The organism is Zooshikella sp. RANM57, assembly GCF_050749885.1.
GTDB lineage: Bacteria > Pseudomonadota > Gammaproteobacteria > Pseudomonadales > Zooshikellaceae > Zooshikella.
In genome coordinates, this window is record NZ_JBOIUB010000007.1 from 292,924 (window position 1) to 306,107 (window position 13,184).

11 protein-coding genes are annotated in these 13,184 nt (G+C 41.0%); 6 read left to right on the top strand and 5 right to left on the bottom strand.

Annotated features, from left to right (window positions below; genetic code table 11):
* Positions 1-74: 74 nt before the first annotated feature.
* Complete coding sequence (locus ACQ96U_RS16595; protein ID WP_431722372.1) at positions 75-1,358, top strand: tetratricopeptide repeat protein; 1,284 nt, start codon at positions 75-77, stop codon at positions 1,356-1,358.
* Between the two features lie 41 nt (positions 1,359-1,399).
* Here ACQ96U_RS16595 and hemJ read toward each other — a convergent pair whose 3' ends face one another.
* Both hemJ and ACQ96U_RS16605 read right to left on the bottom strand, forming a co-directional pair.
* Positions 1,400-1,822, bottom strand: coding sequence for a protoporphyrinogen oxidase HemJ (gene hemJ, locus ACQ96U_RS16600; RefSeq protein WP_431722373.1), 423 nt, complete (start codon positions 1,820-1,822; stop codon positions 1,400-1,402).
* A 26-nt stretch (positions 1,823-1,848) separates the two neighbouring features.
* Positions 1,849-3,606 carry a chloride channel protein gene (locus ACQ96U_RS16605; RefSeq protein ID WP_431722374.1) on the bottom strand — a complete coding sequence of 586 codons (1,758 nt, stop codon included), beginning with the start codon at positions 3,604-3,606 and terminating at the stop codon, positions 1,849-1,851.
* Positions 3,607-4,127: 521 nt separating this feature from the next.
* On the opposite strand from ACQ96U_RS16605, the gene argC reads away from it, so the two are divergent.
* From argC to erpA, 4 genes are all read left to right on the top strand, one after another.
* Entirely contained in the window at positions 4,128-5,168 is a 1,041-nt protein-coding gene (gene argC, locus ACQ96U_RS16610; RefSeq protein ID WP_431722375.1) for an N-acetyl-gamma-glutamyl-phosphate reductase, read from the top strand.
* A 15-nt stretch (positions 5,169-5,183) separates the two neighbouring features.
* Positions 5,184-5,960 carry a DUF6776 family protein gene (locus tag ACQ96U_RS16615; RefSeq protein WP_431722376.1) on the top strand — a complete coding sequence of 259 codons (777 nt, stop codon included), beginning with the start codon at positions 5,184-5,186 and terminating at the stop codon, positions 5,958-5,960.
* A complete protein-coding gene (locus ACQ96U_RS16620) occupies positions 5,944-6,390 on the top strand; it encodes a bactofilin family protein (protein WP_215818682.1) in 447 nt (148 codons plus the stop codon). The genes ACQ96U_RS16615 and ACQ96U_RS16620 overlap by 17 nt, the downstream gene beginning before the upstream one ends.
* 151 nt (positions 6,391-6,541) lie before the next feature.
* On the top strand, positions 6,542-6,901 hold the full coding sequence (erpA, locus tag ACQ96U_RS16625; protein ID WP_431722377.1) for an iron-sulfur cluster insertion protein ErpA: 360 nt from the start codon (positions 6,542-6,544) through the stop codon (positions 6,899-6,901).
* A gap of 85 nt (positions 6,902-6,986) precedes the next feature.
* Here erpA and ACQ96U_RS16630 read toward each other — a convergent pair whose 3' ends face one another.
* The 3 genes from ACQ96U_RS16630 to ACQ96U_RS16640 form a co-directional block, all read right to left on the bottom strand.
* Positions 6,987-7,976 carry a 2-hydroxyacid dehydrogenase gene (locus ACQ96U_RS16630; RefSeq protein ID WP_431722378.1) on the bottom strand — a complete coding sequence of 330 codons (990 nt, stop codon included), beginning with the start codon at positions 7,974-7,976 and terminating at the stop codon, positions 6,987-6,989.
* Positions 7,977-8,113: 137 nt separating this feature from the next.
* Entirely contained in the window at positions 8,114-9,232 is a 1,119-nt protein-coding gene (locus tag ACQ96U_RS16635; RefSeq protein WP_431722379.1) for an anhydro-N-acetylmuramic acid kinase, read from the bottom strand.
* Positions 9,233-10,810 carry an OapA family protein gene (locus ACQ96U_RS16640; protein WP_431722380.1) on the bottom strand — a complete coding sequence of 526 codons (1,578 nt, stop codon included), beginning with the start codon at positions 10,808-10,810 and terminating at the stop codon, positions 9,233-9,235.
* Positions 10,811-11,343: 533 nt separating this feature from the next.
* On the opposite strand from ACQ96U_RS16640, the gene tyrS reads away from it, so the two are divergent.
* Complete coding sequence (gene tyrS / locus ACQ96U_RS16645) at positions 11,344-12,654, top strand: tyrosine--tRNA ligase (protein WP_431722381.1); 1,311 nt, start codon at positions 11,344-11,346, stop codon at positions 12,652-12,654.
* Positions 12,655-13,184 lie beyond the last annotated feature (530 nt).

The following is a 13,184-nucleotide window of genomic DNA, read 5'->3' on the forward strand; positions in this document are numbered from 1 at the left end:
TTGGCTGGCCTAAAACATGCCCTTTATTAGTTAGAAAAGTTGAAATACGTAACTTGCTGGCTAAGGGAAATGTAATGAAATTAAAACAACTATCGTTATGGCTGGTATTAAGTGTGTTAATACCACATGCAACTTCATCAACAATTAAAGCGTTGCCATATAGCCATCCTTACTCATTTAGCCAACAGAAACTCATCAATGAAGCGAAGCAGTTATTGCAAAGTAAGCAATATACTCAGGCGAAGGTTGTAATTGAACGACTCCATGAAAACTTCCCTGAAAATGTAAATTATTATATTTTAATGGCTGAAATATATTTGCATCAAAAAAACTATCCTGAAATGCATGAGCTACTTATTCAGGGGGTAGAAAATTATCCCAAAAATGCAAGATTACATGCTGCAATAGCCAGGAGCTATTCTACTCAGCAAAAACATCAACAAGCGTTACGTCACTTGCTTATAGCTGAAAAGCTTGATCCAACATTATTTGTTGCTCAGATTGATGCGGGTGACTTATATATGAATGTTTTTAACAAACCTGCATTAGCGGTAGATTACTACAAACGTGCAATTGTTCTTTTTCCTGAGCACGGAGGTGCTCGTTTTGCGCTTGGAGCCGCGTTGCTTCGACTCGAAAAATATGATGAAGCTGAATATAATCTGAATAAAGCAAATGAGCTTTCTCCTGAACGAATTGAGCCGCTTTGGGCGTTAGCACAAAGTGCATATTTACAAGGCCACTTTATAGAGGCGATTAACAGGACAAAAACGTTACTTGGTAAATTTCCTGAATACAGTAATGCCTTTATTTTACAAGGGGATAGTTATTTACTACAAAGAGATTGGAATAATGCACTGAAAGCGTATGAGAATGTAGCGAAAGAAAAAAATAATAATGTATTAGCTAAATTAAAAATAGCAAGAGTTTATTTTCTTAGTGGGCAATATCAAAAGGCATTAACTGCTTATCAGTCATTACAGGAAGATAACCCGGAAAATGCCGAAATCTACTTTAATTTGGCAAGCTTGGGGCTTAGTCAAAAGCAACTGGTGCCTATGGATCGCACATCTGAGTGGGGACGTACTGCCGTGATGCTTGAGCCAGAAAATAAAAAGTACAGACAGCTATTAGCATGGATTTATCATGCTCAAGGTAAGACGCCAGAAGCCCTAAACTTAATTAAGGAGTATGTTTCAGAAAGCTCGCAAGATGCCAATATTAACTATCAAGCAGGTATCTTCTATCGTGATTTGAAAAATGTTGAGAAAGCGAAGTACTTTTTACTTCAGGCGTTATCTATCAATCCTGATATGGCTGATGCAGAAAAAGCATTGGAGAAATTGCAGGCATTATAATATGCGCTTTTCCAAGCGCATATTTTTGAAAGTTTTTATATTTAAAAAGGTCGAACAACGGCAAGAATAATGATGCCGATCAGTAGAAATACAGGAATCTCATTAAAAATACGATAATAAACATGATCACGTTTGTTTTTATTATTCTGAAATACTTTAACAAAGTATCCACAGGTAAAGTGGTAAATAATTAACATAACAATTAAAGATAATTTGGCGTGAATCCAGCCCATTTGCAGATAGGCTTGCCAGTTATAGCTTAACAGCCATATACCAAATACCAGTGTTGCAATCATTGCGGGAGTGGTTATACCTCGGTATAACTTTCGCTCCATGGTTTTAAAGTAAGTTTGACTTGCTGTATCTTCTGCCATAGCGTGATAAACAAACAGTCTTGGTAGATAAAATAACCCTGCAAACCAGCACACCATAGCAATTAAATGTAACGCTTTAATCCAGAGCATAATACTCCCTTTAGCATGGGTAAAAATCAGTGTTTGAATTGATAGAAACGTTCAATCGCTTTGCGTGTGACAATACCGTTTATTCTGTTAATCATTGGGGCGCTGACGCTGGTAATGTATAACGCTTCGACTTGCGTTTGATCGAGCTTTTCTAAGGCTTCATGTAATGTTGCCTGGATATAGAGGGGGATAATATCTTTACGCTCACCAGGTAATGCTAACAAATCGATATTATCGTTTTCGTGCTCATCATCAGTCTCCTCCTGAATTTGGTCAAGATATCGTGCTAAGTCAGCAGCAAGTAAAATAGCTTCTGGTTTATCTGTGTCAATGACAATCCAGATAGGCTTGGTGGCTAATGCCTGACTAGCTTCTTCGAAAGAGCAGTGGCGTGCCAGGCGCACAAATTGACGCTCCATAATCGAAGAGACACTGGTTCTTTGTAATGCTTGTGATAATGGGTCATTGCGAAAGTTTAAGCCTTGCGCCTGTAATTGTGCCAAAAAGACGGATGGCTTTTTAAAAAAGTATTTACTGGTCATACTCGCGACAACAATGACAAGCATTGCGGGCAAAATGATATGTGGGTTTTGAGTTAACTCTAATACTGCCATCAGTGCAGCCAATGGTGCTTGAAGTACAGCCCCCATCATCGCCCCCATTCCTAGCATGGCATAGAATCCACTAGGTGAGCCTGAGGCATCGGTTAGAAAACCTCCTGCAATACCTAATGCCCCACCAAGAGACGCGCCTATAAAAAGTACTGGACCAATAAGGCCTCCAGGTAGTCCAAGTCCACAAATAGTGCTACTCACTAAAAGCTTACCGATCACTAGAAAGCAAAGTAACTGCAGAGGAACAGCGCTTGACAGTGTCATATTCACAGTATCATAACCAACGCCCATAATTTCAGGTAAGAACGCTCCAGAAACAGCCGTTAACAAGCTGGCGAGAATGATACGTTGCCAAAGAGGGCGTGAACGAAGTTGACAGGTTAGCTGAACCAAGTGAGTAAAGCTTGCGGCTATTATTCCAGCCATAATACCAACGACAACAACAAGAGGCAGCTCCCAAAGTGAAGTGAGGAACATGGGAGGAACACTAAATGCAGGGGCCATACCATAAACCATTTCAGAAAGTACGGCTGCCGTCACTGCGGCCAGAATAACGGGCGTAAAACCAGCGATGGTATATTCCATCATAATAACTTCCATCGCGAAAATGACGCCAGCTATGGGAGTATTAAATGCTGCAGAAATGGCGCCCGCTGCACCACACCCCACAAGTGTACGAATACTGTTGTTGGGTAGTTTTAACCACTGGCCGAGTAAGCTACTACACGCTGCGCCGAGGTGAACGGCAGGGCCTTCACGCCCTACAGGTTGGCCAGAAATAATAGCAAGGCTGCCTCCAAAAAACTGAACGAGCATATTTTTTATAGGCAAGTGCCCTTGATGGTAGCCAAGCCGTTCTATGACATGCGTGATACCTACCCGTAGATATTTTGGTTTTACTTTGTAAAGGACGATTAAAAGTAATATGCCAACGAAAACTGGTAACCCAATGCGTTCAAGTAAAGTGAGGCCTTCAAAATTTTCGTCATCTAGATTAGGCAGTATATGTTGTAAGGGCAGTTCAACAGCATGACGAAACAGAATAACCACCATGCCAGAAAATAAACCAGAGAAAAGTCCTAATATAGCCAGTTGAGGCAATGCATTGACATCCGCAACTTGGTGCCGAAAGCGTTCTAGTGTGGGTAAACGAAATCTATCCTTTATCATATTTAACCAAGAGTATATTGAATAAGCGCGCTACTGACTGATGAAGCAGGTAACACATTATGATGGTTCAGACGCTTTGCTATGAAGCGACTAACATGTACTTCACTAAAGCTTTTACCTGGTTTTGAGGTGAGCGCGGTGACACCCCTATTTGGTCTAGCAGAAAATCAAAATGCTCATAATGGTTATGCTTACTTCCTTGAATCAAATAAGCGTTTTCCGTAGCGTTGCTTATCAATATTACCAGTGATGTATATGATTATGTTTTGGTAATTTACTAATAATACTGAAAGTAGGCTCTATGAATAGGCAATCATTTTTTTAAAAGTCTAATAAGTGAGTGGCCCAATTTAGATTATTAAAAGGTATATTATCGTGTTCGTCATCTACTTTGAATGACTACATGACAGTTTTCTTCGTTGTATACTGATTGAATACCTTCAGGACAATTTATTGAATAATGCTAAAATACGTTTTCTTAAGGGTATGATCTACTTTAGTTTGCGTAAATAGAGGTTGGTGTGAAAAAAATTGGTATTGTGGGTGGGACTGGTTATACCGGTGCTGAGTTATTACGCTTGTTGTTGGCTCATCCTGAAGCAGAGGTTGCTACCATTACTTCACGAGCAGAGCAAGGTCGAGAAGTAGCAGAACTCTATCCTAATTTACGTGGAATAACCTCATTGCGCTTTGATAGCCCTGAAGAAGCACCTTTGGGAGATTGTGATTTGGTTTTTTTTGCAACACCCAATGGTGTAGCGATGCAGCAAGTACCAAGCTTGCTTGCTAAAGGTGTACGAGTGATAGATTTAGCCGCAGATTTTCGGTTACAAGATGCAGAACAATGGGCTGAGTGGTATGGGCAACCTCATCAATGTCCAGAATTACTTGCTGCAGCGGTGTATGGCTTACCTGAAATTAATCGTCAGTCAATTAAAGGCGCACAGTTGGTTGCAAACCCTGGTTGCTATCCAACGGCTGTTCAACTGGCTTTATTACCACTAGTTAAGCACAAGTTAGTTGATTTACAGGCATTAATAGCTGATACCAAGTCTGGTGTAAGTGGTGCTGGACGAGGGGCCAATGTGGGCACTTTACTTTGTGAATCAAGTGAGAACTTTAAAGCTTATGGTGCTACCGGACACCGACACTTACCTGAAATTGTTCAGGGCTTGGCTCATGCGGGTGAGGTCGATAGGCAACAGATTGCGCTTACATTTGTACCTCACTTGACGCCAATGATTAGAGGGATCCACGCAACATGTTATAGCAAGTTAACAGTAACAGGGACAAATTTGCAGGAGCTGTTTGTTCAGCACTACTTAAATGAACCTTTTGTTGACGTGATGCCTGTAGGCAGCCACCCTGAAACAAGAAGTGTCAAAGGAAGTAATCTTTGTCGAATAGCTGTGCATCAGCCATTCCAGAAAGATACCGTTGTGGTGCTATCGGTTATAGATAACTTGGTTAAAGGGGCTGCAGGTCAGGCAGTTCAGAATATGAATATTATGCTCGGGTTTCCAGAGCAATTGGGCTTACAGGTAACGGCAGTATTGCCCTAGATTGCAGGAGTGATTATGACTGCGGTAAAAGGAAGCAAACAAGAACGTTTGGTAGTTGTTCCGTACCATCCTGTCAGACGACTACTGGCGCATTTATTATATTGGTTAATACTATTGGCTGTTGGGGCTGCAAGTTTTTACATTGGACAATTTGTCGGTGTTGAAGCGAAATATGCTGTGGAGTATGAAACAGGACAGTTGAAAGATTTAATTGATGATCAGGATGACAAAATAGCTGATTTGACGCAGAAGCTTGCTGTAATGGAGCGGAGTCGACAAATAGATCAGCATACCAATGAAAGTATTCGTCAGCATTTGCGTAAATTACAGGCAGAAAATCTTGAGCTAGAGCAAGAAGTGAGTTTTCTAAAAAGCATCATGCAACCAACGGATCAAGCCAAAGGCTTGAGCATACAAAAGTTTGAGCTTAAAGCTACAGATAACCCACGTCAGTTTCAGTATAAATTAAGGTTGACTCAAATAGCTAAACGCCACAATAAGCTCAATGGTTTTGCAAACGTAACGATTGTTGGTAAAAAAGCGGGTATTCATCAAGAAATACCATTAAATCAAATTTCGAAAAATGTAGACTCAAAAGATATCAAGCTTGGTTTTGTATACTATCAGGAAATACCCGGCCCGGATGGCCATTTCGGCATCATGGATTTACCTGAAGGGTTTGAGCCTGAATATGTATTGGTTGAAGCACAGCAAACAGGTGCTGGCGCCAAACGGGTAGAAAAGAAATTTATGTGGAAGAAGGAGGCCCAGTTAAATGTGGGGCAAGGGTAATAAAAGAAAAAGTACAAGCATTGATAAGCATGGCGAAAATATAACACTAATATCGAAAGGTACTGTACTGTTTGGGGATATACAGTTTACGGGGGCTTTACAAATAGAAGGACGAGTCAAGGGCAATGTAACTGGGCAGGATGGCTTAGTTCGCTTGGCCGATCGAGGAATTGTTGAAGGTGATATTAGAGCGCCTAATGTTGTCATTAACGGTACTGTGACAGGAGACCTATACTCTTCTGACCATTTGGAGCTGGCTTCGAAAGCCGTTGTAGCTGGGAACGTTTACTATAATCAGATAGAGATGGTTAAAGGGGCTCAGGTGAATGGTAGTCTTGAATATAGACCAAAAGCAGATGATAAGGTCAAGAAAAAATCTGTTGCTGCATTGACAGTGAATGCTCAAGCTGTGGTAGAGGGTGCATCATAGAGTCATTTATCAAAGAGCAGTGTAAGCAAGAAGCTTGGTTTGCTGCTTTGTGAGAAATGATTCTTGTGATATGCAAGGAAAAAGTTGACGGAAACACTTGGTTACTTGGATAATATTCATTCAGGGTTGCGATGATGGATGTGGAGCATAAATGACCGTTGAGACTTTTGACCCAAATGAAACCGTTGCCATCAACTTTTCAGCTGCTGCAGCCGCCAAGGTGAAAGACCTCATTGAAGAAGAGGGTAATGATCAGCTGAAATTGCGCGTCTTTGTGACGGGCGGAGGTTGTTCAGGCTTTCAGTATGGTTTTACCTTTGAAGAAGAAATGGCAGACGATGATACTCAAGTCGAGCGTGATGGTGTGCTGCTTGTGGTAGATCCTTTGAGTTTTCAGTACCTGGTTGGTGCTGAAGTTGACTATCAAGAAGGGTTGGAAGGCTCTCGGTTTGTGGTCAACAATCCTAATGCCACAACGACTTGTGGCTGTGGTTCCTCTTTTTCTATCTAAAGTCCAGTGTAAATTCTCCTCTCTTTATAAAAGCATAAGCACATATTTGAAGGGAACATGGCTATCCTATGTTCCCTCACTGGTGCTAAAACAGCTCATTTTGAGGTGGCTCTTCTGTGTAAAAGCGGTGTACATTCTCTAGTGTAATATGTGCAATAGACTCCAGTGCATCATGTGTAAAGAAGCCTTGGTGCCCTGTGATTATAACATTTGGGAAAGTAAGCAAGCGGCTGAACATGTCATCCAGTAACACTTCATTTGAGTGATCTTGATAGAGTAATGGCCGCTCATACTCATACACATCTAGCCCCAGGTTAGAGACTTTTCTTGTTTTTAAGCCCTCAACCACGGCGTTAGTATCTATTAGCCCACCCCGGCTGGTGTTAATAATCATTACGCCATCTTTCATGAGCTTGAGTGAGTCAGCATTAATCAAGTGATGATTTTCATCTGTATGTGGGCAGTGTAATGTAATCACATCAGATGCTTTAAATAATTCGGGTAGCTCAACATATTCAACACCTAAGGCCAGACAGTCAGGGTTGGGCTGTATATCGTAAGCTAATATTTTGCATCCTATCCCATGGAGTATGCGTATCACTGCGAAACCAATTCGACCTGTACCGACAACCCCAACCGTTCGATTGTGGAAATCAAATCCCATAAAACCATCAAGATCAAAGTTATTTTCTTTAACCCGATTGTAGGCCCTATGTATTTTTCTGTTTAAGGTCAGCATTAGGCCAATGGTGTACTCAGCGACTGACTCAGGAGAATAGGCAGGAACCCTGGCAACACGAATTCCTAATTCTTTCGCATGGGTTAAATCGACATTGTTATACCCAGCACATCGTAGCGCGATGAATTTGGTGCCTACTTCGTTTAGCCCTTGAAGTACATCTGCGTCCAAAATGTCATTAACAAATACGCAAATGGCAGGAAAACCTTCTGCTAGCTTATAGGTTTCGAGTGACATTCGAGCTTCAAAAAAGTGCAAGTCTAAGCCAATTTTATTATTGCAGTTGATAAAGAATGCTTCGTCATAGGGTCGAGCATTAAAAATTGCAAGTTTCATACGAAATTACCTTAGAAAAGAAAAAAGCTAAAAAACACATTAAAAAATGACTAGTGGTTAGCTTGATGTTTAATCAGAATGAAAATGAACGTCACTTCTTCTATAGAAGTTTAAGGTAAACCGTCTGTGGATGTGTTTCAGGGATAATAAATAGCACCTAGTATTCTAGGTCCTTTAGCATTGGTAACGCTGGGGATATTTCCAGTTTTATGATTTAGTGTTTGTTTTGCCAGCCAAGCAAAGGCAATTGCTTCCAGCCAATTAGCAGGGATACCTTGCTCATCTGTTGTGTACATTTGATAGCCGTTAGGTAACGCCTGAGAAAAAATCTCTAGCAAAAATGAATTATAAGCACCACCACCACAAATAAAAATGTCACCAGAGCCTATACCAAATTGTTCGATGGCATTAATGATGCTTTTTACTGTCAAAAAGATGAGAGTGGCTTGTACATCATTTGCACTATATTGTGAAAAATCATGTAAGTGCTGATTAAGCCATGAAGTATTGAAATACTCACGCCCAGTACTTTTGGGGGGAGGTGTTTTGAAGTAAGGGTCTTGCAGAAAGTGATTTAAAAGTTCAGGAATAGGATTACCAGACGAAGCCCACTGTCCATCTTTGTCAAAGTGCAAACTTAAATGCTGTCGGCACCATTCATCTAACAGTACATTTCCTGGGCCAGTATCGAAGCCTTGAACATTAAACTCGGTAGCTTTTGTAAGTGGAGGCAGTACTGTTACATTGGCCATACCACCAATGTTGACAATATAACGTGTAGTATCAGGGTGACTTAGTGCGTATGCATGATATGCCGGCACAAGGGGAGCACCCTCACCACCAGCGGCAATATCTCTTCGCCGAAAGTCAGCAACTGTGGTGATGCCTGTGGATTCAACAATTATATTAGGGTCACCAATCTGGTGGGTAAAACCTAGTTGTGGGTAATGTCGTATAGTTTGTCCATGGCTACCAATAGCTTCAATTTCTGTACTTTCTATTTTGGCGTTACTGAGTAGGTTGTTGATGAGTTGAGCACTCAATAAGCCAATATCTTGGTCTGCTTGGGCTAATAAATGAACATCGTAATGTGTAGCATGGCAAAGGGTATGCAGTTGATGGCGAAGAGAATCGGTATAAGGCAGGTGTGCTGAGTTAATCAGTTTGCCTGGTGAAGAGGTTAAATCAACAAGGACGGCATCAAGGCCGTCCAAGCTGGTTCCTGACATTAAGCCAATGTATAAAGGAGATGTCATTTACTCTTGTTTCAGTGCTATAGCTGTATTTTCTGCATTCTTAAGTAATGACAGCATACTTTTAGCCTGTTGTTTGAAATTAGCCAGTTCTTTGCGGTCAATTGGCATAGCCTTGGGTAGTTTGACTTTCAAGGGGTCTTTGTGCACGCCACTTACACGGAATTCATAGTGTAAATGTGGACCTGTCGCTAGTCCTGTAGAGCCAACAGCACCAATTAAATCACCCTGTTGAACTCGTGAACCAACACGAATATCTTTGCCAATGCGATTCATATGTGCATAAAGTGTGCTGTACTGCTCTCCATGTTGAAGGATAACAACCTTGCCATAACCGCCTTTTCGTCCAGCGAAAACTACCTTACCATTACCTGCTGCTCGTATTGGTGTGCCGCGAGGGGCTGCATAGTCAACACCTTTATGCGCACGAATACGGTTTAAAACGGGGTGCTTGCGCCCAAGACTAAACTTAGAACTGATTCGAGAGAACTCAACGGGAGTACGAATAAAGGCTTTGCGCATGCTACGGCCTTCTGGGGAATAAAAGTCGCTTGCACCATCAGAGTCAGTATAATTAATTGCAGTGAATGCTTCACCACGGTTGTTGAACTCAGCAGCAAGGATATTGCCTTCACCAATTTTTTCACCATCAAGGTATTTCTCTTCATAAACAACTTTGAAGGAATCTCCTTTACGGATATCAAGTGCAAAATCGACATCCCAGGCAAAAATGTTGGCTAATTGCATAGTCATCTTATGAGATAAACCAGCTTTACGACCCGCAAGAAAAAGAGAGTGATTAATCTTTCCAGAAACTACTTTTGCACGGACATTTGGTTTGAGCTTAATCTTCTCAGCATGATAGCCATCTTCTTTTGCCGTAAATAAAACACTTTCCAGTTTGTTACGCACAAATCGGACTTTTTCTAACTTGCCTTTAAATGTGTATACCTCTAGAGACTGGCCTGGGCGGATCTTGGCTAAAGATTTTCCTTCTGGCCCACTATTAATCAAACTATAAAGTTTAGATACGCCTAAGCCATGACGGGAAAATATCGTTGATAAGGTATCACCTGGGTTAACCTTAATTGTAAACCAACTGCCTTCAGTTTGATTGGCTACCTGAGGTACTGGCTTTGATTGTAATTGACTGTTGATAATCGTGTTTTTTGGCTTAGGAGTTGTTAGCGCAGAGGGTTGTGATACTGACACTGGCAGCATCACATCATCAGGATTATCAATACCTAATTTTACATGAATGGGTTTATCAGTTTGAGTTACCGTATCTGTCTGGGTTTTCAAAGCTGGTTTTACAGATGAATTCTCCGTTTTTTGCGGAGTAGCTATTTGAACGGTACTTGCTTTTTGATCTTGAGAAGCGGTTGTTGCATTGGAGGCTACCGTAGCCGTTTGATCATCTGCTTGTTGTGCGGAAACAGTAGTATTGTTGGTTTGCTCTGTTTTGTCTGCTGGAAGAAAGCTAATTGAAAACCCTATCCCTACGGCAAGTGCGCCAGCAATCACCAAATGCTGTCTTGGAAATCGCTGCTTTCCTGTTACTGTTAAATCAGCTTTTTTCATGATGTTCTTACAGCGCCTTGTTCAGTGATAGGTGTAAATGCCCAAAGTATAAACAAATATTCAAATGTGATGTAGTCGAAAAAAGCTTATATCAAAAAGTCTTAATACAACGTAGATCGTTTAATTACTAAAAAATTCCATTAAGTTATTGAAAATGAAGACCAAAGCGAGCTACTTGCTGAAAAAAGCCGTTTGTCGCCTTTTTATGAACGTCATATTTTTTTCATAAACTGCAGTATTTATCTGACGAACAGAAACCTATTAAGGCACACTCACCGTGTTTGATAAGCCAAGAGACTTATTTTAGGCACTACTAATGCTGTATTGTGGAGTAAAGAGTCATTCTCCCCTTAATTTAACGGTGATGAGTGTTTTGGGGTTGTGAATGTTGAGCTAAATAGTCTTGTTGAGTAAATGGTTGAAATTAAGTAGCTTGAAATACGTAACTTCGGTTAAGGCTATAGCTTTATGCTTTTAGGGCCATTAAAATTGGTCGCTTTCTTATCAGGTAAGACGAAATATAAGGTTGAACAATGTCTGCGGATCAAAATCCACTGATTGATGACTTAACAAATAGACAGCTAATCGCTCAGATGACTGCCGAGGATGACTTGCATGCTCATTTAAATGAGCAGTCTAGAGTTGTCTATTGTGGGTTTGACCCTACTGCAGACAGCTTGCACATTGGTAGCTTGGTTCCGCTTTTGGCATTACGCCGTTTTCAGCAAGCAGGGCATAAACCAATCGCTCTGGTGGGTGGTGCTACAGGTATGATTGGCGACCCTAGCTTTAAAGCAGCTGAACGTAAGCTCAATACGCCTGAGATCATTCAAGAATGGACAGAAAAAATTCGTCAGCAAGTGTCAAGATTTATCGACTTTGACAGTGGGGCTTCACAAGCTCGCGTTGTTAATAATTATGAGTGGACAAAACAGCTTGATGTGCTGACTTTTTTACGTGATGTTGGAAAACACTTTGCTGTAAATATGATGATTAACAAAGAATCAGTTAAGCAGCGTATCCAGCGTGAAGGTGAAGGTATTTCTTACACTGAGTTTTCCTACATGCTACTGCAATCGTACGACTTTGCAGAACTCTATAAGCAGTATGGTTGTACTATGCAGCTTGGGGGGAGTGATCAGTGGGGAAATATCACTGGAGGAATTGACTTAACGCGTCGTCTACATCATGCACAGGTTTACGGACTGACATTACCACTTATTACTAAGTCAGATGGCACTAAATTTGGTAAGACTGAGTCTGGTACGATTTGGCTTGACGCAAACAGAACTTCACCTTATGCCTTTTACCAATTTTGGATAAATACTGCTGATGCCGATGTATATCGTTTCTTAAGGTATTTCACATTTCTCCCTATTGAAGAAATTGTCCAAATAGAATTGGAGGATGCGCAGGCGCAAGGAGCAAAACAAGCTCAAAAGGTACTTGCTCAAGAAGTTACCCGTTTAGTGCATGGTGAAGATGGGTGTAAAGCTGCTGAGCGAATCAGTCAGGCTTTATTTAGTGGAGAGCTTGATTCATTGTCTGAAGATGATTTGTTGCAACTTAAACAAGATGGGCTTCCATGTACTTTACTCGCAGATACAGACTTTAAAGAAAAGTCACTTATTCAGCTATGTGTTGAAAGCGAGCTTGCTTCTTCTGGTAAAGCTGTCAAAGATGCGCTAGGAAGGAAAGCTGTCTTGGTTAATGGGCGTCCATTGACGATGGATGACAATATGAAGATAGATGAAGTCTTCTCTGGAAAGCATGCGTTATATGGTCGTTTCTTTATCACCCGGATGGGCAAGAAGAAGTATCATTTATTTGAGAGTGTTTGCTAGTTAAAAACTTAGCACGTAATCAATGCTTCTTTTTTATGAGGGTGTTGAAGCTTTGTTCTAAAGCATTTTTTGGATTAGTTACTTTGAATTATCAGTAGTATCTTGCTATGAAAAAAATGCCTTAGAAACTTCGCAATATTCCTTGCCTGATAAGATTTAGTATTTATACTTATAAATTACCAGCAGAAAGGAGTTGACCTTTTAAGTCAGCTCCTTATAATGCGCCCCACTTCAGCGGTAACGGTTTTCAAGCCTCCGACGCAGCAAGTTAACCCCTTAGTTTAAAAGGCGGTTAGCGATTGATACGCGTCAAACGTCGTTTAAAAAGACGACGGAAAAAGGAGAGGTTGACAAAGTTACCCAGTGCGCTAGAATGCGCGGCCGCTGAGAGGCGAGTTGAGGTGTGTTTGAGCTTGAAAATAAAGTTTAAAACACGGCTTGACAAAACAAGGCGAGGCAGTAGAATAGCCGGCCTTGGTTGAGACCAGCGCTTAACCAAAGTTCTTTAACAAATGATCAAGTAATTCGTG

Bases quoted from the DNA above. Each gene is read 5' to 3' on its own strand.
- ACQ96U_RS16640 (WP_431722380.1), bottom strand. From the start codon at position 10,810: ATGAAAAAAGCTGATTTAACAGTAACAGGAAAGCAGCGATTTCCAAGA.
- ACQ96U_RS16635 (WP_431722379.1), bottom strand. From the start codon at position 9,232: ATGACATCTCCTTTATACATTGGCTTAATGTCAGGAACCAGCTTGGAC.
- ACQ96U_RS16615 (WP_431722376.1), top strand. From the start codon at position 5,184: ATGACTGCGGTAAAAGGAAGCAAACAAGAACGTTTGGTAGTTGTTCCG.
- ACQ96U_RS16630 (WP_431722378.1), bottom strand. From the start codon at position 7,976: ATGAAACTTGCAATTTTTAATGCTCGACCCTATGACGAAGCATTCTTT.
- ACQ96U_RS16595 (WP_431722372.1), top strand. From the start codon at position 75: ATGAAATTAAAACAACTATCGTTATGGCTGGTATTAAGTGTGTTAATA.
- ACQ96U_RS16620 (WP_215818682.1), top strand. From the start codon at position 5,944: ATGTGGGGCAAGGGTAATAAAAGAAAAAGTACAAGCATTGATAAGCAT.
- tyrS (WP_431722381.1), top strand. From the start codon at position 11,344: ATGTCTGCGGATCAAAATCCACTGATTGATGACTTAACAAATAGACAG.
- hemJ (WP_431722373.1), bottom strand. From the start codon at position 1,822: ATGCTCTGGATTAAAGCGTTACATTTAATTGCTATGGTGTGCTGGTTT.
- erpA (WP_431722377.1), top strand. From the start codon at position 6,542: ATGACCGTTGAGACTTTTGACCCAAATGAAACCGTTGCCATCAACTTT.
- ACQ96U_RS16605 (WP_431722374.1), bottom strand. From the start codon at position 3,606: ATGATAAAGGATAGATTTCGTTTACCCACACTAGAACGCTTTCGGCAC.